General features: G+C 58.5%; 22 protein-coding genes and 1 tRNA gene. 14 read left to right on the plus strand and 9 right to left on the minus strand.

Annotated features, from left to right (window positions below):
- Window positions 1-56: 56 nt before the first annotated feature.
- Window positions 57-2,540 carry a family 20 glycosylhydrolase gene (locus tag BLM14_RS12860; protein ID WP_099999715.1) on the minus strand — a complete coding sequence of 828 codons (2,484 nt, stop codon included), beginning with the start codon at window positions 2,538-2,540 and terminating at the stop codon, window positions 57-59.
- Window positions 2,541-2,950: 410 nt separating this feature from the next.
- Between BLM14_RS12860 and BLM14_RS12865 the strand changes: the two genes are divergently transcribed.
- Window positions 2,951-3,955, plus strand: a complete 1,005-nt coding sequence (locus tag BLM14_RS12865) for an HAD family hydrolase (RefSeq protein WP_099999716.1) — start codon at window positions 2,951-2,953, stop codon at window positions 3,953-3,955.
- Window positions 3,956-3,994: 39 nt separating this feature from the next.
- Here the strand turns inward: BLM14_RS12865 and BLM14_RS12870 are convergent, their stop codons facing one another.
- On the minus strand, window positions 3,995-5,521 hold the full coding sequence (locus tag BLM14_RS12870; RefSeq protein WP_099999717.1) for a helicase HerA-like C-terminal domain-containing protein: 1,527 nt from the start codon (window positions 5,519-5,521) through the stop codon (window positions 3,995-3,997).
- A 327-nt stretch (window positions 5,522-5,848) separates the two neighbouring features.
- On the opposite strand from BLM14_RS12870, the gene BLM14_RS12875 reads away from it, so the two are divergent.
- Entirely contained in the window at window positions 5,849-6,214 is a 366-nt protein-coding gene (locus tag BLM14_RS12875) for a DUF2267 domain-containing protein (protein ID WP_099999718.1), read from the plus strand.
- A gap of 123 nt (window positions 6,215-6,337) precedes the next feature.
- Window positions 6,338-6,604: a hypothetical protein gene (locus tag BLM14_RS12880; protein WP_204252033.1), complete on the plus strand. Its 267-nt coding sequence runs from the start codon at window positions 6,338-6,340 to the stop codon at window positions 6,602-6,604.
- A 26-nt stretch (window positions 6,605-6,630) separates the two neighbouring features.
- Here the strand turns inward: BLM14_RS12880 and BLM14_RS12885 are convergent, their stop codons facing one another.
- Complete coding sequence (locus tag BLM14_RS12885; protein ID WP_099999720.1) at window positions 6,631-7,395, minus strand: SDR family oxidoreductase; 765 nt, start codon at window positions 7,393-7,395, stop codon at window positions 6,631-6,633.
- 214 nt (window positions 7,396-7,609) lie between these two features.
- Here BLM14_RS12885 and BLM14_RS12890 point away from each other — a divergent pair, with 214 nt between their 5' ends.
- The 4 genes from BLM14_RS12890 to BLM14_RS12905 all read left to right on the plus strand — a co-directional run bounded on the left by BLM14_RS12890 (window position 7,610) and on the right by BLM14_RS12905 (window position 12,437).
- Window positions 7,610-9,052: a methylmalonyl-CoA mutase subunit beta gene (locus BLM14_RS12890; protein ID WP_099999721.1), complete on the plus strand. Its 1,443-nt coding sequence runs from the start codon at window positions 7,610-7,612 to the stop codon at window positions 9,050-9,052.
- 1 nt (window position 9,053) lies between these two features.
- Entirely contained in the window at window positions 9,054-11,186 is a 2,133-nt protein-coding gene (gene scpA, locus BLM14_RS12895) for a methylmalonyl-CoA mutase (RefSeq protein ID WP_099999722.1), read from the plus strand.
- 1 nt (window position 11,187) lies between these two features.
- The gene (locus tag BLM14_RS12900) at window positions 11,188-12,177 is read left to right on the plus strand and encodes a magnesium transporter CorA family protein (protein WP_099999723.1); all 990 of its coding nucleotides are present in this window, start codon (window positions 11,188-11,190) and stop codon (window positions 12,175-12,177) included.
- A gap of 74 nt (window positions 12,178-12,251) precedes the next feature.
- The gene (locus tag BLM14_RS12905) at window positions 12,252-12,437 is read left to right on the plus strand and encodes an AbrB/MazE/SpoVT family DNA-binding domain-containing protein (protein WP_099999724.1); all 186 of its coding nucleotides are present in this window, start codon (window positions 12,252-12,254) and stop codon (window positions 12,435-12,437) included.
- Window positions 12,438-12,491: 54 nt separating this feature from the next.
- Here BLM14_RS12905 and greA read toward each other — a convergent pair whose 3' ends face one another.
- A complete protein-coding gene (greA, locus tag BLM14_RS12910; protein WP_100001289.1) occupies window positions 12,492-12,965 on the minus strand; it encodes a transcription elongation factor GreA in 474 nt (157 codons plus the stop codon).
- Between the two features lie 78 nt (window positions 12,966-13,043).
- On the opposite strand from greA, the gene BLM14_RS12915 reads away from it, so the two are divergent.
- On the plus strand, window positions 13,044-14,387 hold the full coding sequence (locus tag BLM14_RS12915; protein WP_099999725.1) for a TIGR03808 family TAT-translocated repetitive protein: 1,344 nt from the start codon (window positions 13,044-13,046) through the stop codon (window positions 14,385-14,387).
- Here the strand turns inward: BLM14_RS12915 and BLM14_RS12920 are convergent.
- Window positions 14,380-15,399, minus strand: a complete 1,020-nt coding sequence (locus BLM14_RS12920) for an asparaginase (RefSeq protein WP_099999726.1) — start codon at window positions 15,397-15,399, stop codon at window positions 14,380-14,382. The two genes, BLM14_RS12915 and BLM14_RS12920, sit on opposite strands and share 8 nt — an antisense overlap.
- Before the next feature lie 95 nt (window positions 15,400-15,494).
- On the opposite strand from BLM14_RS12920, the gene BLM14_RS12925 reads away from it, so the two are divergent.
- Entirely contained in the window at window positions 15,495-16,232 is a 738-nt protein-coding gene (locus BLM14_RS12925; protein WP_237143546.1) for a DUF3750 domain-containing protein, read from the plus strand.
- A 9-nt stretch (window positions 16,233-16,241) separates the two neighbouring features.
- Here the strand turns inward: BLM14_RS12925 and BLM14_RS12930 are convergent, their stop codons facing one another.
- Entirely contained in the window at window positions 16,242-17,408 is a 1,167-nt protein-coding gene (locus tag BLM14_RS12930) for an acetyl-CoA acetyltransferase (protein WP_099999728.1), read from the minus strand.
- A 142-nt stretch (window positions 17,409-17,550) separates the two neighbouring features.
- On the opposite strand from BLM14_RS12930, the gene betI reads away from it, so the two are divergent.
- Genes betI through betB form a run of 4 tightly spaced genes read left to right on the plus strand, consistent with a single transcriptional unit; the run spans window position 17,551 to window position 22,838 of the window.
- Window positions 17,551-18,144 carry a transcriptional regulator BetI gene (gene betI, locus BLM14_RS12935; RefSeq protein WP_099999729.1) on the plus strand — a complete coding sequence of 198 codons (594 nt, stop codon included), beginning with the start codon at window positions 17,551-17,553 and terminating at the stop codon, window positions 18,142-18,144.
- The gene (gene betC / locus BLM14_RS12940) at window positions 18,141-19,664 is read left to right on the plus strand and encodes a choline-sulfatase (RefSeq protein WP_099999730.1); all 1,524 of its coding nucleotides are present in this window, start codon (window positions 18,141-18,143) and stop codon (window positions 19,662-19,664) included. The genes betI and betC overlap by 4 nt, the downstream gene beginning before the upstream one ends.
- 14 nt (window positions 19,665-19,678) lie before the next feature.
- The gene (betA, locus tag BLM14_RS12945; protein ID WP_099999731.1) at window positions 19,679-21,328 is read left to right on the plus strand and encodes a choline dehydrogenase; all 1,650 of its coding nucleotides are present in this window, start codon (window positions 19,679-19,681) and stop codon (window positions 21,326-21,328) included.
- A 46-nt stretch (window positions 21,329-21,374) separates the two neighbouring features.
- Window positions 21,375-22,838, plus strand: a complete 1,464-nt coding sequence (gene betB / locus BLM14_RS12950) for a betaine-aldehyde dehydrogenase (protein WP_100001291.1) — start codon at window positions 21,375-21,377, stop codon at window positions 22,836-22,838.
- 12 nt (window positions 22,839-22,850) lie between these two features.
- Here betB and BLM14_RS12955 read toward each other — a convergent pair whose 3' ends face one another.
- The 3 genes from BLM14_RS12955 to BLM14_RS12965 all read right to left on the minus strand — a co-directional run bounded on the left by BLM14_RS12955 (window position 22,851) and on the right by BLM14_RS12965 (window position 25,856).
- Window positions 22,851-23,288 carry a type II toxin-antitoxin system VapC family toxin gene (locus tag BLM14_RS12955; protein WP_099999732.1) on the minus strand — a complete coding sequence of 146 codons (438 nt, stop codon included), beginning with the start codon at window positions 23,286-23,288 and terminating at the stop codon, window positions 22,851-22,853.
- On the minus strand, window positions 23,288-23,533 hold the full coding sequence (locus tag BLM14_RS12960) for a type II toxin-antitoxin system VapB family antitoxin (protein WP_099999733.1): 246 nt from the start codon (window positions 23,531-23,533) through the stop codon (window positions 23,288-23,290). The genes BLM14_RS12955 and BLM14_RS12960 overlap by 1 nt, the downstream gene beginning before the upstream one ends.
- Window positions 23,534-23,612: 79 nt before the next feature.
- Window positions 23,613-25,856, minus strand: a complete 2,244-nt coding sequence (locus BLM14_RS12965; protein ID WP_100001293.1) for an AGE family epimerase/isomerase — start codon at window positions 25,854-25,856, stop codon at window positions 23,613-23,615.
- Between the two features lie 197 nt (window positions 25,857-26,053).
- On the opposite strand from BLM14_RS12965, the gene BLM14_RS12970 reads away from it, so the two are divergent.
- Window positions 26,054-26,130, plus strand: a tRNA-Pro gene (locus BLM14_RS12970).
- Window positions 26,131-26,438: the final 308 nt, after the last annotated feature.

The following is a 26,438-nucleotide window of genomic DNA, read 5'->3' on the forward strand; positions in this document are numbered from 1 at the left end:
TAGGGCAGATCGAAGGCGGCCACCGTGGCCGCCCTTGGTCATGCCAATACCCGTCCTTACTGGAGCTTCATTACCCCGGTCTTGGTAAAACTCTGCTGCTTGACCAGATCCTCCGCCTTCTTGAATGCGGCGGCCATATCGAGCGGGTCCCAGCCAAGCGGGTCCGTGGCAATCTCGTTGGGCCGGTCACTTGCCGCAGGAATGCGAATTCCAGTGCTTTGCTTCCAATCAATATGGCGGAAGGTGGCGGTATCGAGCAGAATTTCCATCGCCTGCTGGCCGCTCAACGAGGGATATTTGTTCCTTATCCAGTAAGAGGACTGCTCATGTGACAGCGACGTCTGGAAACCCGGCAGTTTGTCGTAGGATACGAAATTATTGTCCTCATCAAACGAAAGCCCATTCCACAGCACCAGACCATGCCCCGGAACGCCGAGCCGTATTCCGGCATTCATCAACTCGAATCCGTAGGTGTGATTGAGAGCTGAATCGTTCCAGACGGCGATCTCGCGGCCAATGGGAATTCCCGTATTGCGACCTGCTGACTCGTAATAAGTATCATATTGGCTTGCCAGGGTCATTTCCCCTTTATTCGGCTGCCAGTAGTCTATAAAGGGGACAAAGTAGGTCCATTCATAATCGACCCATTTTTTGCCTGCCAACTGATCTCTGCTTTCCCTGGTCCAGTTAAATACGGTAATGTCCGAGTTCACTGTGGTCAGGTCAGCCGCTCCTGACCAAATGCCGAACAAATTGGGGCCAACTTTCGGCCTCAGACTTGCTGCCATGTCATTCACGAACTTGGTAACGTCCGGTTTTGAAGTGTCAAACACTTCATCGGCGCCAAAATGATACTTTCCACTGCGGAACCATGTTGCAAACTCTGGAACCAGCCGCTTGATATAGTCTATTACTTCAGGTTTTTTGACATCAAGGCTCAAGTGATGGTCTTTGCTGACAAATGTCGGATTAACGGATATGAATGCTTGCGCATGCCCCGGCAGATCAATCTCAGGCAATACTTCGATGCCATAGGCCAACGCCGCATCTTCCAAACGAGTGATATCGGCCTTGGTGTAATATTTTCCGTCCGACGGCCTCAGCTTCTTGTACTCTTCGCTCAGACTTTCATCATAGAGCCTGAAAAATCCGGTATAATTGCCAAACCGGTCACCTACATTGTCACTCACATGCAAATGCAGGATATTGAGCTTGTGCAAGCTCATCTTGTCCATGAGACCAATAAGATCGTCTACCGAGACGAACTTGCGTCCGACATCGATCATCACGCCGCGATACTCGCTCTGCGGATAATCAACGCCTTTGCCGCCTAGAAGCCAGCGATGCTCGCCTGGTGTTCGTCGATCGCTCGCCAAGAGCTGATAGAGCGTCTGTAGTGCGTGAATAGCGCCGAAGTTTTGATTGTAGGTCAGCGTGACATTATTTGCGTCGGCAGTATAGGTATAGCCCTCCTTCAGTACATCCTTTATCGATACAGAATCAACGACCCATGGAGCTGTTCTTCCGCGCCAGACATCCTCGACTTCCTTGTCCCAGGTGACTTTTGCTGTCTCGGCCGTATCGAGCAGCAACTGGTCGGGCTTGCCGCTCAAGATGATATCGCCGGGGACGGCTTTGACCCCGTTGACGACCTCCAGTTTGAGCCCGGTGGCAAAACGCAGCTTCTGCGCCCAGCCCATCGGCGCATTCAATGCTGTCTTGAAACCCTCATCGTCGCTGTCGATGACGATGCGGCTCGTCTCCCTCAGCTGGAAGCTTTCCGGGGCCGCTGTGAACGACTGAAATGTCGGACGCAATGTGCGCACGTCGACTGTTGGAGCAGGACCCGGCAAAAGGGGTGCCGCCAAGGCGGCGACAAACGTTTCCAGCTCCGCGAGCCGGTCGCCGATGTTCTTGATCTCTGCCGGGTCGAGCGTTGTCTTGCCGTCGAGGTCCTTGCGCAGAGCAGCAAGGGTTTCCTTCAGCGTGGTTGGTGTGTCTGTATCGATGCCTGCGAGCAGTTTGGTGAGCCGTTCTACTTCCGTCTTGACGGTTTCGAACGATGTTGCATCGACGAGCTTTTTCTCAAGGTCATCGATGGCAGTATCAAGGTCGGTGACCGCTTGCGACGTTGGGCCCTTGTCGATCTGATCCTGCAGCTTTTTGAGAGATTCCTTCAGCGCCTCCGGATCGAATTTCGCGCTATCGTTGAATTGTTTCGTCAGGTCGGCAAGGCCATCCTCGACCTTTTTCAGGGTCTCCGGATCGAATTTCGGACTTTCATCATAGGCTTTCTGCAGCGCATCAAACCTTGCTTGCAGCGAGGCGAGCGCCTCCTGCGACTGCGTGAGCACCACGATCTTCCTGTTTTGCTCGTCGATCGTTGCCTGGCTTTGTTTCTGCGCTGCATCGAGTGCGCCGATGCGGTTGTTCAGCTCCGTGAATGTCGATGATGTCTGCTCGCTGGTCTTGTCATCGGAACCGTTGCAGCCGGCAAGGAGGATTGACAAGGCGACTGTCGCCAAAAGTGCTTTCTTCACAATGAATCCCTTTTTATTGTTTCGTTCTCAAATCGAATTTGTTCAAAATTGTCGGACGGCCGCAGCGCTGGTCGTCGGCGGCGGAGTGGTATTAAATTGGACTTTGAAAACAACCGGATGCAATTCGACGAAAGTCGCGACTGGCCGGTGCTATGTGAAGAATTTATAAAAATGATTGGCAAAGATGCATTCTAACAACAGACCAATCAGGGCCAGATTGATACCAATTTATTGGGAGGCAGCTGGTCCGCCAGGCAGGTCAATTAGAGATGGCTGGTGGAACGCTGCACCGGTCTTCAATTTGCGTGCACATGTCGGCCCTTGAGCACCGCCTCGTAACGGTTACGTACTTGTGGAGCACAGGGGCGTGCGCTTTCCTCGCTGCAACCGTTTTACGGAGGGAGGCCGTTATGCGTCTGGCAGCAATTCTGCGTCACTGCACGCTGGCAATCAGCATCGTCCTTGCCGCCAGCGTTTCGGCGCTGGCGCAGTCCGATCCGCTTTCGTCATGGAACGATAGTGCGAATAAAACCGCCATCACCGATTTCGTCAAACGCGTGACGGCGGATGGCTCGGCCGATTTCATCGCGCCCGCCGATCGAATCGCGGTCTTCGACAATGACGGCACGCTGTGGGCGGAAAAGCCGGTACCGTTCCAGCTCTTCTTTGCGCTCGATGAGATCAAGCGGCTGGCGCCGCAATATCCGGAATGGCAGACGACCGAGCCCTACAAGTCGGTGCTCGCGGGCGACCAGAAGGGCGTCGAGGCGAGCGGCATGAAGGGCATCGGCGAGATCATGGCCGCCACCCACACCGGCATGACCACCGAAGCGTTCTCAGCACGTGTCGCCGACTGGTTTGCGACAGCCAAGCATCCAATCAGGCAAAAGCCCTATTCCGAGCTCGTCTACCAGCCGCAACTCGAGCTGTTGAGCTATCTGCGCGCCAACGGCTTCAGGACCTTCATCGTCTCGGGGGGCGGTGTGGAGTTCATGCGCGTCTTCGCCGAGAAAATCTATGGCATCCCGCCGGAGCAGGTCATCGGTTCGTCCGGTGTTGTCAAATACGAGGTCGGCAGCGACGGCAAGCCGTTCCTGTTCAAGGAACCGAAAGTCGAGTTCATCGATGACGGTGCGGGCAAGCCCGTCGGTATCAACCGTTTCATCGGGCGCCGCCCGGTGATCGCCGTCGGCAACTCCGATGGCGACCGTCAGATGCTTGAATATACGGCGGCCGGGGATGGGCCTCGCCTCGCGGTCTATATTCATCATGACGACGCGGAGCGTGAATACGCCTACGACCGCGGCGACAAGCTCGCCGCGCTGGACAAGGGACTTGATGAGGCCGTGGCCAAGGGCTGGATCCTCGTCAGCATGAAGGACGACTGGAAGCAGATCTTTCCGGGCGCCAACTGAGGCGACCGCGACAGGCCGGCATTCAACGCTGGCAGCGGGTCACCGCCGCGTCAAACTACCCAGAATCCCGCGCACCAGCGCGCGGCCAAGGGAACTGCCGACGGACCGGACCACGGATTTCATCGCTGCTTCCGCCACGGTCTGGCGGCCTCGCGGTTGGCCGCCACGCGGCCCCGGCTTGCTGCCGCCGAGAATATCCGGGAGGCTCCAGCCGCTGGTGCTGTCCGCCTCCTGAGGCTGCGTGGCGTCGGTTTCGACTTTCGCCTGCTCGGCCTTCTTCTGGAGCAGTTCATAGGCGGACTCACGGTCGACCATCTCGTCATACTGCCCGGCAACGGGGCTCGCATTGATCAGCGTCTGGCGTTCGTCGCTGGTGAGCGGGCCGATGCGTCCTGCTGGCGGGCGCATCAATGTTCGCTGCACTATGGACGGCACGCCCTTGTCGGCAAGGGTCGAGACCAGCGCCTCGCCGGTGGCAAGGTTGGTGATCGCCTCGAAGGTGTTGAAATCCGGATTGGCGCGGAACGTATCGGCAGCCGTCTTCACCGCATTCTGCTCGCGCGGCGTATAGGCGCGCAGCGCATGCTGCACGCGGTTGCCGAGCTGTGCCAGAACCGTTTCCGGTACATCCAGCGGGTTTTGCGAGATGAAGAAGACACCAACGCCCTTGGAACGGATCAGTCGCACCACCTGCTCGACGCGGGTGAGCAGCGCCTTCGGCGCTTCGTTGAACAGCAGATGCGCCTCGTCGAAGAAGAAGACCAGGCGCGGCTTTTCCGGATCGCCGATTTCCGGCAGTTCCTCGAAGAGTTCCGACAAGAGCCACAGCAGGAACGTCGAATAGAGGCGCGGGTTCATCATCAGCTTGTCGGCGGCAAGGATGCTGACCAGACCGCGGCCATTCGTATCCGTGCGCATGATATCGGCGATCTTCAATGCCGGTTCGCCAAAGAACTTCGTGCCGCCCTGCTGTTCGAGCACCAGCAGCGAGCGCTGGATCGCGCCGACCGAAGGTTTGGTGACATTGCCATAGCGGGCGGAAATTTCCTCGGCACGTTCCGCGATGTTGACGAGCAGCGATTGCAGGTCCTTCATGTCGAGGAGCAAGAGCCCCTCCTCGTCGGCGATCTTGAAGGCGATGTTGAGGACGCCTTCCTGCGCTTCGGTCAGGTTCATCAGCCGCGACAGCAGCAGCGGACCCATCTCGGAAATGGTCGCGCGGATCGGATGACCCTGCTCACCGAAAATGTCCCAGAAGATCACCGGCGATGCGCCGAGCTTATAGGGGTCGAGCCTCACATCGGCAGCGCGCTTGACGAGGAAATCCTTCTCCTCGCCCTTGGCGCCGATACCGGAGAGGTCGCCCTTGATGTCGGCGCAGAACACGGGAACGCCGGCTTCCGAAAACCCTTCGGCCAGAACCTGCAGCGAGACCGTCTTACCCGTACCGGTTGCACCGGTGATCAGGCCGTGCCGGTTGCCGAATTTCAGGAGGAGCGATTCAGCCTGCTGGTAGCTGTCGTCGGGCTTGCGGCTTGCACCAAGGAAAATACTCATCGCGGCCATGTCGTCCTACCCTCGTCGGTGTCACTCTATCCACGGTATAAACAGCCAATCCGGAACCGACAATGGCCTAGCTTTTATCGCATCCGGAAAATTGGCAACGAAAGCAGCTTTCTCAAACACAACTCGAACAGAACCGTGGGGTTTTCAGACGGGTTGGGGCGATTCCGGCACAAGAAAGTGCGAATCCGGTACGAAATTTTCATCGTCCAATTGCATTTTGATTGTACGCGATTGAGAGGCTGGTCCAGATTGACGCAGACCCTTGTGCGGGAAAGAATTCCCGCATATTACGTAAACGTAATTCATGATAGACGGGAGATTAGGCTCATGGACGAACTTATCGCGCGCATTTCCGCTAATGTCGGCACCGATCCGGCAACTGCCGCCAAGGCCGTTGGCCTGATTCTGGCTTTCCTGCAGAAGGAAGCACCGGCAGACAAGGTTGAACAGCTCATCGCCGCCTTCCCCGGTGCGGAAGCTGCCATCGCCGAGGCAAAAGGTAGTGGAGGCCTTCTCTCCGGCCTGATGCCAGGCGTCATGGGCCTCGGCTCCAAGCTGATGGGCATTGGCCTCGGCATGGGCGAGATCACCGGGATTTCCAAGGAAACCATTGCTTTTGCTCGTGAAAAGGCCGGCGCCGGCCCGGTCGACGAGGTGGTGAATTCCATTCCCGGCCTTAGCCAGTTCGTCTGATCGAACCACATCGCCACGATTGAAAACGCGCGCCTCACGGCGCGCGTTTTGCTTTGTGCGGCTTTACCAGGATATGCTATCCAGACGATTATATTTACGAGATTTGAGCACGAGAGACATTACATGAGCAAGGCGAGATCTACCCGATCGCCCCACGTCGAACCCTTGAAACGTGGCGGCGGAGATGGCACATTCAACGACATGGAAGCACAAGTCGCAAAACTCTCGGCCGATATGGAAAATATCAAGATTGCTGTCACCGACATCAAGATTGATATCCGGGAGTTGCGCCGCGATGCCAAGATGGATTTCCGCCTTTTGTTTGGTGCATTGATCGTCGTAGCCCTCGGCCTGGCAGGATTGATGGCCAAGGGATTTCATTGGCTCTAAATCGACAAAACTTGCTCTAGGCCAGCTCAGGTCCGGTTGATCGAGACGCCGCCATCGACCAGCATTGCCGATCCGGTCGTGAAGCTTGCGGCATCGGAAGCAAGATAGAGCACGGAACGCGCAATCTCCTCAGGCATCGCCCTCCGCTTAAGTGCATGCAATCCCTCAACAAAGGCGAGCTTTTCAGGGGTATCGACCCAGGCCTCTGCCATGCTCGTGGCCGTGCCGCCCGGCAGGATCGCATTGACCCTGATACCTTGCGGGCCAAGCTCTGCGGCAAGTGTCTTCATCAGGCCGATCACCCCTGCCTTGCTCGCGGCGTAGGCTGCGGTGCCCGGCATTCCCACCGTATGGCCAACAAAGGTCGAGGTGAAGATCAGCGACCCGCCCCCTCGTCTCAGCAGCGCCGGGATCTGGTGTTTCGCGCCCAGGAAGGCGCCCGTCAGATTGATGTCCAGAGCCTCGCGCCAGCCTTCAAGTGATATCCCGGCGGTCGGGCCCATCTCGCCATTGGCGCCCGCATTGTTGAAGGCGATATCCAGCCCGCCGAACCGGCTCTCGGCCAGTTCCACCAGGGATTTGGCATAGGCCTCATCCCTGACGTCGCCAGCCAGTGCCGCTGCTTTTCCACCATCCGCCTCGATCAGCGCCACGAGCTTTTCAAGCTCGCTTTGACGCCGTGCGCCGACAATCACATTTGCGCCTTCGCTGGCGAAGAGCCGTGCGGTTTCGTAACCGATGCCGGAACTCGCGCCGGTGACGATCGCGGTCTTTCCCTTGAGAATGTCCATTTTTCTTGCCTTTCAGATTTCCCGTTGGACAACAGACATTTCACACCTGATCGGGCCCGGCCACCCGAAACGTGCACCCTGGAATGAGCCGCGAGGAACATCGGAGAAACATAGGTGTTATGAGGATGTTGCGTCAGCGGCACTTTGCTTTGTTGCGAAGCAGCATTGTTCCCCCTAAAGTCGGACGCAAAAATACGGGCGACCGGGAGAAAGCATGGACGCGTCACTGCTCAAGGAAACTGAATTTGCGACGATTGACCGGGAGACCTGGGTCAAACTCGCGCAAAAAGCCCTTAAAGGCGCGGATTTCGACGAAACGCTGATCTCAAGGACCGATGACAATATCGCGATCGAGCCGCTTTATCAGCGCCGCCGCAAGGCCAAGCTGACTCCCCGCAAGAATCCAGCCGAAGCCTGGCATATGGTTCAGCGAATCGATGATCCGGATCCGGTTCGCGCCAACAGGCAGTTGCTGGAAGATCTGGAAAATGGCGCGACCGGCATCGCGCTGGTGTTCGAAGGTGCGCCAAATGCCTTCGGCTATGGCCTGCCCTCGACGCGCGAGGCCGTCGACAAGGTACTCCAAGGCGTGCATCTCGACATGATTCACCTGCGCATGGACGTGCATCCGAAGAGCCGCGCCTGCGCCGACTGGTTCGTGGATTACATGCGGCCGCGCGACGTCAATCCGAAGACGCTGAGCTTTTCGCTCGGCATCGATCCGGCGGCGACATTGGCCGGAACCGGCCGACTGCGCATGACCCTTGCGGCGCTTAAAGCCTCGCTGCCGCAATCGCTATCCGGCTTTTTCTCACCGGATCTGCCAGGTATCGTGCTCGAGGCGGATGGCCGCGTCTATCACAATGCCGGCGCGACAGAAGCGCAGGAACTCGGCGCCATGCTGTCCATCGCCACCGGCCATTTCCGGCTGTTCGAGGAGGCGCGCCAGCCCATCGTCTACGCCGCCCCGCACCTCGGTTTTGCACTTTCCGTCGATCAGGACCAGTTTGTTTCCATCGCCAAGATCAGGGCAATGCGGCGCCTGTGGGCGCGGTTGCAGGAGTCCTGCGGCAGCATGCGCCCAGCGCCGGCGACCATCCACACCGAAACGTCGTACCGGATGATGACGAAGCTGGATCCGGAGACGAATATATTGCGCACGACAATTGCGGCTTTCGCGGCAGCCATTGGCGGCGCAGATTCGATCGCGATCCTGCCGCATACGATTGCCCATGGCCTGCCCGACGCCTTTGCGCGGCGCCTTGCCCGCAACACCCAGCTGGTCCTTGCCGATGAAAGCAACGTTGCCTTCGTGGCCGACCCTGCCTGTGGCTCCGGCGCCGTCGAAAGCCTGACGGAAGGGCTTTGTGAGACAGCATGGAAGGAATTCCAGGCACTTGAGCGCGATGGCGGCATTTTGCAGAGCCTCGTCGATGGCAAGTTCCAGGCGCGGATTGTCGAAGCGCGCAATGCCCGCTCAAAGGAGTATCGTTCGGGCAAACGGGCCATTATCGGCACCACACTTTTTCCCGCCAAACAGGAGCGGCCGGTCACTGTGCTCGACGCCCCCCACATGCCCTTGCCGACCGACGGGGTGGTTCATTGCGAACCGCTGACGTTCCCGCGCATCGACGAAACATTGCAGGCCTCTGAATAAAATGAGAATTCCGGATTTCACCAAGATCGGTTGGCAAGAGCCGAAGACGCTGGCCCCCAAGCCGGAGGCAGCCAGCTGGAAGACGCCTGAAGGCATCAAGGTCAAGCGCGCCTATGGTGAGCCGGCGCTTCGCGGCTTGTCGAATCTCGATACATTTCCGGGTGCAGCGCCGTTCATCAGAGGTCCCTACCCCACCATGTACGTGCAGCAGCCGTGGACGATCCGGCAATATGCCGGTTTTTCGACGGCCGAGGAATCCAACGCGTTTTACCGGCGCAATCTTGGCGGGGGCCAGAAGGGCCTGTCGGTGGCCTTCGATCTCGCCACGCACCGGGGTTATGACAGCGACCATCCACGTGTCGCCGGCGACGTCGGTATGGCAGGCGTCGCCATCGATTCGATTCTCGACATGCAGCAGCTGTTCGATGGCATTCCACTCGGCGAAATGACCGTGTCGATGACCATGAACGGCGCCGTGCTGCCGATCCTCGCGCTCTATATCGTTGCAGCGGAAGAACAGGGCGTTGCCCAAAAGCAGCTCGCAGGCACCATCCAGAATGACATTCTGAAAGAATTCATGGTGCGCAACACCTATATCTACCCGCCACAGCCCTCCATGCGGATTGTCTCGGACATCTTTTCCTACACATCCGAAAACATGCCGAAATTCAATTCGATCTCGATTTCCGGCTATCATATGCAGGAAGCGGGCGCGACCGCTGACCTCGAACTCGCCTATACGATCGCCGATGGCATCGAATATGCGCGCGCGGGTGTCGCTGCCGGGCAGGACATCGATACATTTGCGCCACGCCTCTCCTTCTTCTGGGCGATCGGCATGAATTTCTTCATGGAAGTTGCCAAGTTGCGTGCCGCGCGCCTGCTCTGGGCTGCTCTGATGAAGAAGAACTTCAATCCGAAGGATGAACGTTCGCTGTCGCTGCGCACCCACTCGCAGACCTCGGGCTGGTCACTGACGGCACAGGATCCCTATAACAACATCATGCGCACCATGATCGAAGCCATGGCTTCGACGCAGGGCCATACCCAATCGCTGCACACCAACTCCTTCGACGAGGCGCTGGCCCTGCCGACCGACCATTCGGCGCGCATCGCCCGCAACACGCAGTTGATCCTGCAAAAGGAATCCGGCACGACGCGTATCATCGATCCGTGGGGTGGTTCGGCCTATGTCGAGCGCCTGACCCACGACCTTGCAGCGCGCGCCCTCGCCCATATCGAGGAGATCGAAGCGCTGGGCGGTATGGCCAAGGCCATCGAGCAGGGCATCCCGAAGATGCGCATCGAAGCCGCTGCAGCCCGCACGCAGGCCCGTATCGACAGCGGCCAGCAGCCGGTCATCGGCGTCAATTCCTATCGCCCGACCGAACACATGGAAATCGATGTGCGGCAAGTCGCCAATGCGGAAGTGCGGGCGCGCCAGCTTTCCAAGCTGCAGCAGCTGAAGGGCACGCGCGATGTCGCCGCCGTCGATACGGCGCTTTCCGCACTCACCACGGTAGCGAAGACGGGAAAGGGCAATCTGCTCGACTTCGCCATCAAGGCGGCGCGGGCACGGGCAACGGTTGGCGAAATCTCGCTGGCACTGGAAAAGGCCTATGGGCGTCACGTAGCGGAAATCCACACGATTTCCGGCGTCTATCGCAAGGAAGTCGGCAAGAGCGAGATCGTCGACCGGGTGCAGGCAAAGGCGGCGGCTTTTGAAAAGCGTACCGGGGAAAAGCCACGCATACTCGTCGCCAAGATGGGCCAGGATGGCCATGATCGCGGCCAGAAGGTCATCGCCTCCGCCTTTGGCGACCTCGGGTTCGAAGTCATCGTCGGCGCCATGTTCCAGACGCCCGACGAGGTCGCGGAACTTGCTGCAGACAGCAATGTGCGCATTGTCGGCGTCTCCTCGCTGGCGGCGGGACATCTGACGCTTGTGCCGGAACTGAAGGAAGCGCTGAAACGGCGCGAGCGGGACGATATCCTCATCATCGTTGGCGGCGTCATCCCGCCCCAGGATTTCGATGCAGTTCTCAAGGCTGGCGCCACGGCGATCTTCCCGCCCGGCACGGTAATTGGCGAGGCGGCCGAGAAATTGATCGATACCTTGCTGGATTCGCTTTGAAATGATTTATGTCTATACCCTGGAAGACGATTACCTGATGCCAAGCGCGGCCCTGGCCGGCGCGGAGCTGCCTCCAAATGCGGTCTGGATCGATCTTATCAATCCGACGCACGAGGAAGACCTCCAGACCGAAAACTGGACCAAGGCAGCCATACCGACCCACGAGGACATGATCGAGATCGAGGAATCGAGTCGCTTCTATGCGGAGAATGGCGCGCAATATCTGACGGCCTCGATCCTGCACTCCACAGAAACGAAACATCACGGCATCGCTCCGGTATCGTTCATTCTTGTTGGAAAGCTGCTCGTGACCGTCCGTTATACTGAACCAAAGGCGTTCAGCGTGTTCATCAGCCGCGCGACCAAGCCGGGGAACGGGCTGATTTCACCCAAGTGCAGCGGAATCACCATCTTGCTCGGCCTTATCGAAGCCGTGACCGATCGCATTGCTGATATTCTTGAGGGCGTCGCCGGTGAAATCGATGTGAATTCCCATGCGATCTTCCGGCGGTCCGAGAACGACAAGCCGATGACCACAAAAAACTTTAGGGACAGTCTCAACAACATCGGTATCCAGGGGGCTTTTCTATCCAAGATTCGTGAAAGTATCGCCGGAGTCAGTCGCCTGCTCGTCTATACGGCAGCTATTCCCGACGAGAACGTCAAGAAAGATGCGCGGGCTTGGATCAAGTCGCTGGAGCGCGATACGCAGTCGCTCAGCACCTATGTGGACTTCCTTTCCAACAAGGTCACATTCCTGCTGGATACAGTCGTCGGCCTGATCTCGATCGAACAGAATGCCATCATCAAGATTTTCTCGGTTGCAGCCGTTGCCTTCATGCCGCCGACGCTGGTTGCATCGATCTACGGTATGAATTTCCACTTCATGCCTGAACTCGATGAGATCTGGGGCTATCCGATGGCAATCGCCCTGATGATCGCTTCGGCAGTCATCCCGCTGCTGATCTTCCGCAAGAAGGGCTGGCTGTAAGACTAAGGTCCAATAGCAGCCAAGTGGACAAGCGGGTACGTTACGGGCTAGCGAAATAATAGTGAGAGTTGGCTGTGAAAATCCAGATTCAACGGATTGACGACGACGACTGGTTGATCTTCCCGAACGAAATTATCGAGCGACATCAACTCAAGGTTGGTGATGAATTGGAAGTAGTCGAAACCGAAAGTGGCATCGCACTCAAACCTGTTCATAACCCCATAGGGGACGGGCCGAAGGTCATCATCAAACCGATCTGAAAATGTCTTTTATATGAATCGGTTACGCGCAGGCGCTCACAGAGGGATTCAACCTCAAGGTGCCGCTTTGATCGCAGTGATTTCCCACTCGTGGCCGTTCAGCTCGAACGTATCGCCGACGGATTTGCCGAACATCAACATCGCCATCGGCGAGACATGGGAGATCATGCCGTGGCTGGCATCCACCTCGTCCTCACCGACGATCGCCCAGCTCTGCGTCCTGTCGTGTTCGTCGACGATTGTGACGGTCATGCCGAACCTCACCACATCGCTGTGCGGATCCGGGTGGGAGATTTCGGCAGTTTCCCGCCGCGCCGTCCAGTAGCGCAAATCGCGCGCGGCACGGCTGATCAGGTCGCGATCTGCCTCGGCATTGCCCTTGGCCAGCGCTTCGTGCGCGGCAGCTATTTCTGCGTCAATCAACGCCAGCCCCTGCTCCGTCACCAGGTTGCGGTGAGGGCTTATCGGGCGCTCGCCGAAATCGGTGGCCGAATTGGTATCGTCTTCCTTGGTGAAAGCTCTGCTCATCATACCAACGTAGGTCTTGCGAGCCCGGACAGCAAGTGTAATCCTTCGATTTAGGCGCTCCAGCTGCGGATTAGCGAAATGATAAACCGACGTCTTGTCCTCACAGGACTGGCCGGGCTTGCCAGCGGCAGCGCCCTGCCATGTGTCGCACGAGCGCAAGCGGCGTCCGGATCGATCAACGCAGCGGAATTCGGCCTGCAGCCGGGATCGCCGGATGATCAGTCCGTGAAGTTCAATGCTCTGCTGGCGAAAGCGAGCGCGGCGGGTGAACAAATTTTCCTGCCGCCCGGAACCTACGTGGTTTCAGGCCTCACGTTTCCGGTCTACGTCAATCTTCGCGGCATCGCTGGAAAGTCGCGGCTGCTGTTCGGCGGTTACACGAGCCTGATCAAGGCCAGCGGAGCCGATCATGTTCAGCTCTCCGGCCTCGTAATCGATGGCGATGGCAGGCCACTTGGCGAAGCAACAGGAGGACTGATCGAGGCCAGCAATGTTGCCCACCTTGTGCTGGATGATTGTGACATTGTCGGTGCGCACAAGAATGCCGTCGACCTGTTCAAATGCGGCGGGCGGGTCGAGAAGACCCGTATCTCAAATGCCAGCGATGCCGCCATCTTCGCCGCTGACTCCAGCGGATTGCAGATCACCGGCAACACAATCAGCGATTGCGGCAATGGCGGCATTCTCGTTCAACGTTATGAGCAAGGCCGCGACGGCACGATCATAACAGGGAACCGCGTTGAGAGGATCAGGGCGGACACCGGTGGCACAGGTCAGAATGGCAATGCCATCAATGTTTTTCGAGCGGACAATGTCGTCGTTTCCAACAACGTGTTGAATGGCAGCGCGTTCACCGCGATCCGCGGCAATACGGCAGGCAACCTCCAGATCACCGGCAACAATTGTACTGCGAGCGGCGAAACCGCGATTTACTCTGAATTTGGCTTCGTAGGCGCGGTGATCGCCAACAATTTGGTGGATGGCGCCAGCAATGGCATTTCGATGGTAAATTTCGACGGCGGCGGGCGCATGGGCACCTGCAGCGGCAATGTCGTCAGGAACCTCTCCAGCAAAGGACCCTACCCCGGTACGTTCGGCGTTGGTATCGCCGTCGAGGCTGACATAGCCGTGAGCGGCAATGTCGTCGAAAACGCACCGCTTTATGGTATTCAGCTTGGATGGGGCCCTTACATGCGCAATGTCATTGCCACCGGCAATATCGTCCGCACGTCAGGCGAAGGTATCTATGTCAGCGTGGTCAAAGGTGTTGGCTCTGCCGTCGTCACCAACAATATCATCCAGGGGGCCAAGAATGGCGGAATTGTCGGTCACAACTGGACCGACGTCACTGTCAAGGATCTCACCCGCAAAAGCGCTACAGACTATCCGAACTTGCTGGTCGAGCGGAATGTCATCAGTTGATATCTGCGTCTGTCAGCGCTTCGGTTGGACTGACGACACCGTAGGTAATGCCATTCCAGTTGCGCATTTCGCGATCGGCAAAGCGGTCCAGCTTCGACTCCAGTTCCGGTTCGTTGCGGAAGATCCGTGCCAGCACCGTTGCGATGATCGCCTCGGAAGCGCGCGTCGTGCCATCATCGCATTTGACGGCAATACCAAGGCCCAGCTTCGGCAGAGCCCCCACAAAGACGCCCTCCGCACCCGTCTTCACGAATATCCGGCCCGGCGCCATCTCCATCAGTTCCGTGCATGCCCGGTGTGTGCCTGCCACATAAAACGGCGCTGCCATCGTCGCATCGAGCAGACGCCGGGCCGCTTTGGCCCTTACCGGTTCGAACCCGGTGCCTGTTGCCATACGGGCAAAGCCATGGGCCAGGTTCTTCAGGGGAATGGCGTAGGTCGGGATGGAGCAGCCATCCGTACCGCAATGATCCAGAGTATGGGCCGCGCCCGTCACCGCTTCCATCGCATCGCGTACCATATCCTGCTCGGGCGAACCGAGCGCAGAATAGCCACGCGTTTCAATGCCAAGATGCCGGCACGTGCACAGGAACCCGGCATGCTTGCCGGAGCAATTATTGTGCAGCGCTGTCGGTGTCTCGCCGCTCTGTGCAAGCGCTATGAGAACCGGCTGCTGGTATGGCCAGTGCGCTCCGCACTCCAGCGCCGAAACATCGAGCCCGGCGCGGCCCAGCATGTCAGCCGCCCTGCGCACATGCTCCGGCTCGCCGGAATGCGAGGCGCAGGCCATCGCCAGTTCCTCATTGCCGAAGCCATAGGCATCCGCCGCACCGCTTTCGACCAGGGGCAGCGCCTGGATGGCCTTGATCGCGGAACGCGGAAAGGTCGGGCGTTCAATATCGCCAAGCGAGAAGACGATCTTGCCGTCGCCATCGGTTATGATCACCGAACCGCGATGGCGGCTTTCGACCGTTTCGCCTCTAAAAACTTCAACCAGAACCGGATTGCTCATAAGACCCAACTTTTCCCACGAATTTGGCTGAAATCAGCCGGAATTGCTGCTCTTATAGGATGGTCTGCCTGCCTTTCCAATGGAGAAACTTCTTGATCAGTTTGTTCACCCGACTGGCACTGGCAATCCTCGTGCTTTTCATTGTCCCTTCGTTGGCTGCAGCCGGATGGTGGATGACCCAACATCATGCTGACAACTGGCGTGCAGCCGATTGGAGCTCCAGCGGCGTGTTACCTTCCAAGCCGGAGGCCAGCGACGCGTCAATCTATATTCTGGCCGCCCGTACAGGCGGCTTGAAGGGGGCACTGTCGTTGCATTCCTGGCTGGTGGTAAAACGTCCCGGAACAACCAGCTACGACCGCTATGACGTCGTCGGCTGGGGTACGCCGGTGCGCAAGAACGCTTACGATGCCGATGGGCGATGGTACTCCAATACGCCTTCCATCGTGCATGAGATCCATGGCACCGAGGCGCGAGGGCTGATCCCGAAGATCGAAGCTGCCATCAAGCAATATCCCTATGCGAGGCCCGGTAGTTACGTGCTATGGCCGGGCCCGAACTCAAACAGTTTCGTCGCACACGTCCTGCGCTTGGTTCCGGAAATCGGCGTCGTATTGCCATCCAACGCGGTTGGCCGTGATTTCCCGACCGATGGCAGGTTGTTTGCCATCGATGATGACTGGCGGAATTTCCGTGCAACGCTCTTCGGATATATCGGCTTTGCCGCTGGTGCACGCAGCGGATTCGAAATTAATTTCATGGGTTTGGTTGCCGGATTTGATATTCTGAATCCGGGACTTAAGGTGCCCGGATTCGGCAGGGTCGGCATTTAGCGGTGACGCTTACTTGATCCTTTCCAGCACCGACACGTAGTTGGCAACGGCAGCGCCACCCATGTTGAAGATGCCCGCAAGCTTGGCATCAGGCACCTGAATGCCGCCTGCTTCCCCTGTCAGCTGCATTGACGACAGAACGTGCATCGAGACGCCGCTGGCGCCGATCGGGTGACCCTTGGCCTTGAGACCACCGGAAGGATTGACCGGCAGGCGGCCGCCCATGGCGGTCTGGCCCTCGAGCGCAATCTTGGCGCCCTCGCCCGGCTTCGCCAATCCCATCGCTTCGTATTCGATCAGTTCGGCAATGGTGAAGCAGTCATGGGTCTCGACGAATGAAAGGTCGTCGATGGTCACGCCGGCCTGGTTCAGCGCACGCTTCCAGCCCTCGGCGCAACCTTCGAACAGCAGGATATCGCGCTTGGAGATCGGCAGGAAATCCTGAACGTGGCTTGCTGCGCGGAATGCCACCGCGCGCTTCATTTTCAGCGCCGTCTGCGTGTCGGTCAGCACCAGAGCAGCAGCGCCATCGGACACCAGCGAGCAGTCCGTGCGTTTCAGAGGTCCGGCGACGAAGGGGTTCTTCTCGCTCTCCTGACGGCAGAATTCGTAACCCAGATCCTTGCGCATCTGCGCATAGGGATTGCCCACGCCATTCTTGTGGTTCTTGGCGGCTATCGTCGCCAGCGCATCGGACTGATCGCCATATTTCTGGAAATAGGCGGCGGCAATCTGGCCGAACACGCCGGCAAAACCGGCCGGGACTTCGCCCTCTTCCGGCAAGTAAGAAGCTTTAAGCAGGTTCTTTCCGATTTCCGGCCCGGGCGTCGATGTCATCTTCTCGACACCCACCACAAGAACAACCTTTGCAGCGCCGGCACGGATGGTCTTGATGCCTTGGTGCACCGCGGCTGAGCCGGTCGCGCACGCATTTTCGACGCGCGTCGCTGGCTTGAAGCGGAAGGCGTCGCTTGCCTGCAGGACGAGGCTGGCGGTGAAATCCTGCGGCGAGAACCCGGCATTGAAATGACCAAGCACGATCTCGTCAACGTCGTCAGGGCCAATGCCGGCATGGTCAAGCGCCCCAAGCGCGGCCTTGACGATCAGGCTTTCGACAGTTTCGCCTTCGAGTTTTCCGAACGGCAGGTGCGACCATCCAACGATACAGGCTGTCATCTCATTCCTCCACAAATGTCTTGTCTTTGACCTAACCATGAACCGCCAGTCATTCAAGGTAAAGCCCGCAATATCGCGACGAAATTTTATTGATTGATCAGTCAATCAAGAATAATATGCCGATCAAACGAGGTCTATCAACATGCCCAAAGTTGGAATGGAACCACTGCGCAAGCGGGAGTTGATCGATGCTGCTATCCGCACCATCGGCCAGCGCGGCTCGCTTGATGTAACGGTCGCCGAGATTGCCCATGAAGCCGGCGTTTCGCCTGCCCTCGCGCATCATTACTTTGGCGGCAAGGAACAGCTGATCCTCGCCACCATGCGGCACCTTCTGAAGGAACTCGGCCACGACCTGTTGGCCGCGCTGCAAACCGCGACAACGCCCGCCGCACGCATCGCGGCGATCATTGCCGTCAATTTCTCCGCTTCGCAGTTTGCTCCGCAGACCGTTGCCGCCTGGCTGACTTTCTACGTCCACGCGCAAAAGTCGGAAGATACGCGCCGCTTGTTGCGGGTCTATGCGCGGCGTATGCATTCCAACCTCGCGCATGCGCTGCAGCAGCTGACGAAGCGGGACACGGCCGTGCAGATCGCCGAGGGCGCCGGCGCCATGATTGACGGGCTGTATATCCGCCATGCGCTGCGCAATGGCGCGCCTGAAGCAGCGAACGCCATAGCGCTCGTGGAAGATTATGTAACGACGAAACTTGCCGCCGCCGGAGTATCGCAATGACAAGGCCGAATATACTCATCCTGATGGTTGACCAGCTGAATGGAACGCTGTTTCCAGATGGTCCGGCGGAATTCATCCATGCACCGCATCTGAAGGCGCTTGCCAAGCGTTCGGCCCGCTTTGCCAATACCTATACGGCCTCGCCGCTCTGCGCCCCTGCCCGCGCTTCGCTTATGTCCGGCCAGCTGCCGTCGCGGACCCGGGTCTATGACAATGCCGCCGAGTTCGTTTCCGACATCCCGACCTACGCGCATCATCTGCGCCGCGCGGGCTACTACACCGGGCTTTCCGGCAAGATGCATTTCGTCGGTCCGGACCAGTTGCATGGTCTCGAAGAGCGCCTGACCACGGATATCTATCCGGCCGACTTCGGCTGGACACCGGATTATCGCAAGCCGGGCGAGCGCATCGACTGGTGGTATCACAATCTCGGTTCCGTCACCGGCGCTGGCGTTGCCGAAATCACCAACCAGATGGAATATGACGATGAGGTCGCGTTCCACGCACGGCAGAAACTCTATCAGCTGTCGCGTGAGTCCGATGAAGCATCGCGGCGCCCCTGGTGCCTGACGGTCTCGTTCACACACCCGCATGACCCTTATGTGGCGCGGCGCAAATATTGGGACCTCTATGAAGGCTCACCCGCGCTCGATCCGGTCGTGGGGGGCATTTCTTTCGAACAACAGGACCCGCATTCACAGCGGCTGATGGAGGCCTGCGAACACCGGGAGTTCGATATCACCCCGGAACAGGTGCGGCGAGCACGGCAGGGCTATCTCGCCAACATCTCCTATATCGACGACAAGGTCGGCGAAATCCTCGAGGTGTTGCGCACGACGCGCATGCTGGAAGACACGATCATCGTCTTCACCTCAGACCATGGCGACATGCTGGGCGAGCGCGGCCTGTGGTTCAAGATGAACTTCTTCGAAGGCTCGGCACGCGTGCCGCTGATGATCGCCGGCAAAGGCATCGCACCGCAATTGATCCATCAGCCAGTCTCCACGCTCGACATCAACCCGACGCTCGCTGCGCTGGGCGGCATCGATATTGCCGAAGTCCTGCCGTGGACGGATGGTGAAGACCTCACTCCTGTCATGCAAGGCAAGGATCGCGTCGGGCCGGTCCTGATGGAATATGCCGCGGAAGGCTCGAATGCGCCGCTCGTGTGCATCCGGGAAGGCAAATACAAGTTCGTGCACTGCGAGATCGACCCGCCGCAACTCTTTGATCTTGAATCGGATCCGCACGAGTTGACCAATCTCGCCAGCGAACCTGCGCATGCCAAACTGCTCGCCGATTTCACGGCCAAGGCGCACGCGCGTTGGGACATGGCAGCCTTCGACGCCGCCGTGCGCGAAAGCCAGGCACGGCGCTGGGTCGTCTACGACGCACTGCGCAACGGCTCCTACTATCCGTGGGACTATCAGCCGTTGCAGAAGGCTTCGGAGCGCTACATGCGCAATCATATGGATTTGAACGTTCTGGAAGAGAATGCCCGCTATCCGCGCGGCGAGTGAGTAAGGGCCTGGCAATGGAAGCAGATTTTGTAATAGTGGGTTCAGGCTCAGCCGGTTCCGCCATGGCTTACCGCCTGTCGGAAGACGGCAAATATTCGGTTGCAGTCATTGAATTTGGCGGCACCGATATTGGCCCCTTCATCCAGATGCCGGCAGCCCTGTCGTTCCCGATGAACATGAGCACCTATGACTGGGGCTTTGCTTCAGAGCCGGAACCGCATCTTGGCGGGCGCAGGCTGGTGACGCCACGCGGCAAGGTGATCGGCGGGTCGTCCTCGATCAACGGCATGGTCTATGTGCGCGGCCATGCGCATGATTTCGACCATTGGGCGGAAAGCGGTGCGACCGGCTGGTCCTACGCGGACGTGCTGCCCTATTTCAAGCGCATGGAGAATTCGCACGGCGGCGAGGCAGGATGGCGCGGTACAGACGGTCCATTGAATGTACAGCGCGGCCAGCGCGACAACCCCCTTTTCCACGCTTTCGTCGAAGCGGGACGAGAGGCCGGATTTGAAGTCACCGATGATTACAACGGCTCGAAGCAGGAAGGCTTCGGCGCCATGGAGCAGACAATCTATCAGGGGCGCCGCTGGTCGACGGCTAACGCCTATCTTCGCCCCGCGCTCAAGCGGAAAAATGTGAATCTCGTCAACGGCTTCGCCCGGCGTGTGATCATCGAGAATCAACGCGCAGTCGGTGTTGAAATCACCCGGCGTGGCAAGACTGAAATCATCCGTGCCCGCCGTGAAGTCATCATCGCCGCTTCCTCAATCAATTCACCCAAGCTGCTGATGCTGTCGGGCATTGGCCCTGCCGCGCATCTGCAGGAGAATGGCATCCAGGTCGTCGCGGACCGGCCCGGTGTCGGCCAGAACCTGCAGGACCATATGGAGGTCTATATCCAGCAGGAGAGCCTGAAGCCGATCACGCTGAATTCGAAGCTTGGACTTTTCTCCAAGGCAATGATCGGCGCCGAGTGGCTGTTCTTCAAGAGCGGCCATGGCGCCACCAACCATTTCGAATCCGCCGCTTTCGTGCGCTCGAAGCCCGGCATCGACTATCCGGATATCCAATACCATTTCCTGCCAGCCGCCATTCGCTACGATGGCAAGGCGGCGGCGAAGGGTCATGGCTTCCAGGCGCATGTCGGGCCGATGCGTTCGAAGTCGCGTGGCAGTGTCACGCTCCGCTCCTCCGATCCTCTCGAGAAGCCGAAGATCCTTTTCAACTACATGTCGCATCCCGATGACTGGACGGATTTCCGCCATGCCGTACGCCTGACGCGTGAGATTTTTGCCCAAGCGGCGCTTGATCCCTATCGCGGCCGCGAGATTTCGCCGGGTAGCCACGTGCAGTCGGACGAGGAGATCGATGACTTCCTGCGCGAACATGCGGAAAGCGCCTTCCATCCCTGCGGCACCTGCAAAATGGGCGCGGCGAATGATCGAACAGCAGTGGTCGATCCGCAATGCCGCGTCATCGGCATCGAAGGGCTTCGTGTTGCCGACAGCTCGATCTTCCCGCGGGTTACCAATGGCAATCTCAATGCGCCGTCGATCATGACCGGTGAGAAGGCTGCCGACCATATCCTTGGCCGCGATCCTCTGCCACGCTCCAACCAGGAACCTTGGATCAATCCGCGCTGGCAGGTAAGTGATAGATAAGCGGCGGCAAAATACGATACAAATGAACAAACTTCAGGAGAACACCATGCGCGCGCAGCCAAAGGCATCGCATTTCATCAATGGCCGCTTCGTCGAGGACAAGGCAGGCAAGCCGCTTGATGTGATCTATCCGGCGACCGGAGAGATCATCGCCAAACTCTTTGGTGCAACCCCTGCGCTGATCGATCAGGCGGTGCAGGCAGCAGCAGCCGCACAACCGGCGTGGGCGGCACTCAAGCCGGTCGAGCGCGGTCGTATCCTGCGCCGTGCAGCCGATATCCTGCGCGCCCGCAATGCCGAAATCGCCGAACTCGAAACGCTCGACACCGGCAAGGCCATTCAGGAAACGCTGGTCGCCGACCCCGCCTCCGCTGCCGATGCGCTGGAATTCTATGGCGGCATCATCGCCGGGTTCAATGGCGAGATGATCGAGCTTGGCGGCTCCTACGCCTATACAAGGCGCGAGGCGCTCGGCGTCTGCGTCGGCATCGGCGCATGGAACTACCCGATCCAGGGCGCTGGCTGGAAATCCGCCCCGGCGCTTGCCGCCGGCAATGCCATGATCTTCAAGCCTTCGGAAAACACCCCGCTCTCCGCCCTCGCCCTTGCCGAAGTCTACAAGGAAGCCGGGCTTCCTGACGGGCTGTTCAACGTGCTGCAGGGCTTTGGCGATGTGGGTTCGCAACTCGTCGATCACCCGCTGGTCGCCAAGGTGTCGCTCACCGGGTCTGTCCCAACCGGTAAACGCGTCCTCGCGCAGGCCGGTTCGCATATGAAACATGCCACCATGGAGCTCGGCGGCAAGTCGCCATTGATCATCTTCGACGATGCCGATGTGGAAAACGCCGTCGGCGGCGCGCTGCTCGGCAATTTCTACTCAACCGGCCAGGTCTGCTCGAATGGCACGCGCGTTTTCGTGCAGAGCGGCATCAAGGACCAGTTCCTCGACCGTCTGACCACGCGCACCAAGGCCATTCGTCTCGGCGATCCGCTCGACCCGGAAATCCATCTCGGACCGCTGGTCAATGCATCCCAGCGCGACAAGGTCGTGTCCTACATTGAAAAGGGCAAGGCCGAAGGGGCAACGCTGCATTTCGGTGGCGGTGTGCCGCAGATGCAGGGCTTTGAGGGCGGTTGCTTCGTCGAGCCGACGATCTTCACCAATGTGACCGATGACATGGTCATCGCCCGCGAGGAGATCTTCGGGCCGGTCATGGCCGTCCTCGATTTCAAGGACGAGGAAGAGGTCGTCGCCCGCGCCAACGATACGGAATTCGGCCTGTCAGCCGGTGTCTTCACCAAGGACCTGTCACGCGCCCACCGCGTGATCAGCCAGCTCAAGGCCGGCACCTGCTGGATCAACACCTATAATCTCGCGCCGGTCGAAATGCCGTTCGGCGGCTTCAAGCAGTCCGGCGTCGGCCGCGAGAACGGTCTGGCTGCGCTCTATCACTACAGCCAGATCAAGTCGGTCTATGTGGAAACGGGCAAGGTCGACAGCCCTTACTGAGGTTTGATGGCTTCAAGCGGATTCAATATCCGTCAATGGGAAGTCATCTCCCTTATATAGCAGCGGGATATTGTGGACCTTGGCGCATGCATAGGCGAAGCAATCGCCGAAATTCAATCGCGCCGGGTGTGCCACCGCACGTCCGTAATTCCGGCTTGCCTTGATCGCTACGCGATGCGTGGCCGAGTCAATTGCAATTTCGGTAGCGCCAATCGTCTCGATAAACGTCTCTACGTGCCGTTGTGCCTGATCAATCAAGGTCGGGTGAGTGGGAAGCTTATTCCCTTCAACAACCAGTGATTTCTTCCGCGCCAAGCTGATCACGGCCTCATATATCGACAACGATGAATAGTGAATCGGCTTTTTCCATTGCTGGATTTTGGATAGCAGATATTCCGCATCGTCCTCATCGGCTAGAATGGCAACAATTGCCGAAGCATCCAGAAACATTAAAGACCATCCCACCCTTCATCCATGAATGCCTTCATGTCGAAGTTAGGGTCGTCCGGTCCCATGGCTCGAACATCCTCCTGGATTTTCCTGATACGTTCTCGCAGCGGTATGCTTTTTCGAGCATTTTCAAGTTCATGCTGCAAGGCAATCCGCACAGCTTCTGTCTTGGTGGGCGCTGCTATCGCCTGCTGCACCTGCTTGGCGAGAGAATCGACTTCATCGTCTCTGATATAAAGGGACATTTCGCGCCTCGCATATTCATTTTATGCATATGCGAATATACATAGACGTATATTCTCATAAAAGCAAGGCGAGCTTTGATCATCTCCCTTTACTTACATAATCCACATATTGGGTAAGAGCACAGACGAGGTGATAGAAGATCGAGGCTGGAACATCTTCGGCCTTGGCCCGCCCGGTTTCGTCGATCAGGTCGATCCACAGCCCCTTCGGCGCCGGCTCGATATGCCAGCGGAAGAGCCGGCCAACGCGAGCCTCCACTTCCGGCTTGAGGTCAGGCCCGCCATTGCCGTCGAGCGCAATCGCCGCCTTGACGGCTTCGGTCTGCGGCCAGCTGCGTGAATTCCTGTCGAGCGGCAGGCCGTGGCGCGAGACGGCATTGTAGGCCAGTTCTGTTGAACGATTGAGCCCATTGGCGATTGCCGACGCATAGAGTTTGCGCCCATAGCGAACGACATCTTTCTGGCCGGATGCGGCAGCGAAATCCGACAATAGCGAAGCCCATTCAAAGTGGTGGCCGGGTTCGGTCCACTCACCCGGCTCTCCCGGTGCACGTGCCCAGTCATTGCTGAAATATTCGCCGAGCGTCCAGGTCTCGGAATCAAACATGTGATGCCGGAACAGATCGACGATCCTCGCCGCTCTTTGCAGATAGTCACGATTGCCCGTTGCGTCGTACCAGGCAAGGAATGCCTCCAGAAGGTGCATGTGCGGGTTTGATCGCCGCATGCCCATATCGCCCGGCGTTTCGAGAAAGCCGGTCAGCCTGGCGTCCGCCAGGTGCTCGTCGATGAACGCAAAGGTCTCGGTGCCGAGCGCAAGAGCATCCTTGTGTCCGACCTTGTGCGCGTGAGCCAACGCAAGCAATACACATGATTGGTCATATGCATCCTCTGTGGCATCCAGAACGCTGCCATCGGGATTGAACGTCTTTACCCAGCCGCCCCGTTCCGTGCGACCATTGCTTATGAAGCGGATGCCGTGATCGATCAGTTCCTCTGCGGGTCCATCCCAGCCCATTTCATTGGCCACGGCGAATGCATAGATTTGCCGCCCCATAGTACGCATGCGTTTGGTCCTGTTGATGGGAATCGCGTCAAAGGAAAGTGCCTCATGGAAACCGCCGTGCCGCTCGTCGACGCCGGCGGTGGACCATAGCGGCAAGGTTTCGTCGAACAGCCAATGCCGGACCCGATTGCCATACGCGCCAACATGCGGCAGGCGATCCTGCGCGGGCGTGAATTTCGTCTCGAGCCGTCCGGTCTTTTCCAGTTGCTCGACGACCTTGCGGACATTCTGGCTTTCGCTGACCGGCGCGACAAAAGTGGCATCCGCTGTTGCGACCACCGCGGTATCGCGCAAGCCCACAGCGGAAAGCAGGCGCCCTTCGCTGCGCAGATAGCTGTGCTCGCAATCGATCGCGACGACATCCCCGACGATCACATTGCCGCTGCCGTCGACAGAACCAACCTCGAGCAGGGATTGCCAGGAACCGAGATCGTTCCAGCGGAATGTCGCCGGTACAAGGGCGATATCCGAAGCGCGTTCCATGATCGCGTAGTCGACTGAGATGGAAGGCACTGCCGCATAGAGATCATGCGGCAGATAGGTGCCCGATATATTCGTATCGGCCTGATCGAGGGCAGTAAGGGCCTTGTCCCAGATCTCCGCCGCATGCGCCTTGAAGGCATCGCGCATGACGCTGGCCCGGAAAAGGAAAATCCCGGCATTCCAGAGGAAATGCCCGGATTCAAGATATCCCTTGGCGGTTTCTTCGTTCGGCTTTTCAACGAAACGCACCACATCGCGCGTTGCCGAAACTTCCGGCCCCACTTCGATATAGCCATATCCCGTTTCGGGCCGGTCCGGCTGGATACCGAAGACAACAATGCGGCCCGCATTTGCGGCTTCGATGCCGGCCTCGATCGTATTCCAGAAATCGCGGTCGGTCGTGATCTCGTGATCCGAAGGCACGACAAGCATAAGCTCGTCGCCATGTTCGCGCAGGGTGATCTCGGTTGCCAGCACAACAGCCGAGGCCGTATTGCGGCCCATCGGCTCGAGAATGGGTCTGCCACCGGCAAGGTCGACGCCGGCAATATCCTGGTTGATGCGATCTGCGTGGCGTTCCGAGGCCAGCAGATAGACCGGAACAGCCGCTTTCGTGCGTGCGCCCATGCGCTTGATGGTACGCAGCAGCATCGATCCCTGGCCCGAGAGATTGTGGAACTGCTTGGGGAAATCCTCGCGCGACAGGGGCCACAGCCGCGAGCCGACGCCACCGCTCATGACGAAGCTGATAATGCGTTGTTTGCCTGTGGTCATGTTATGCAGCCTCGTCTTTCCATCATGGTCTGGCCAGAGCGTTTCCATCCGAATCGATACAAGACTTTCAGCGGGGATCACAAGGGCTATTCAGCTGTTTATTGCCGGGAGTGCGTTCCAGCCACGATAATTCAAAAAGCACAGGAAACGACTTGCAGCCACCGAAACCGGACGTTATATACGCGCGTCACTGGTCACGGAGTGTAGCGCAGCCTGGTAGCGCACGTCGTTCGGGACGACGGGGTCGGAGGTTCGAATCCTCTCACTCCGACCAGTGTTTTCAAGGCTTTTATATCAGCGAGCGAAGACACAGACCGTGCACGTCACGAGGACGGTCAGCTAGTCCCTCCACTCGATGTGGATATTACCACCAGGCCACGGAAGCTCGCCGCCCCCCGATGCCCCCTCCCCCTAAACCCCCACCGCCACGCTGACGACGAGCTGCTTTGCGTTGGCATATGATCCTATGCAGTTCGACAAGGCGTCGAGCCTGGCATTGCCTTTCCCCCCTACCTTGCTGGACAACTTACGTGATTTTACCGCAATCGGCGTTCGCTTAACCGCACGCACTGGTTGCGATTT

It is taken from the genome of Phyllobacterium zundukense (assembly GCF_002764115.1).
GTDB classification, from domain to species: Bacteria; Pseudomonadota; Alphaproteobacteria; order Rhizobiales; family Rhizobiaceae; genus Phyllobacterium; species Phyllobacterium zundukense.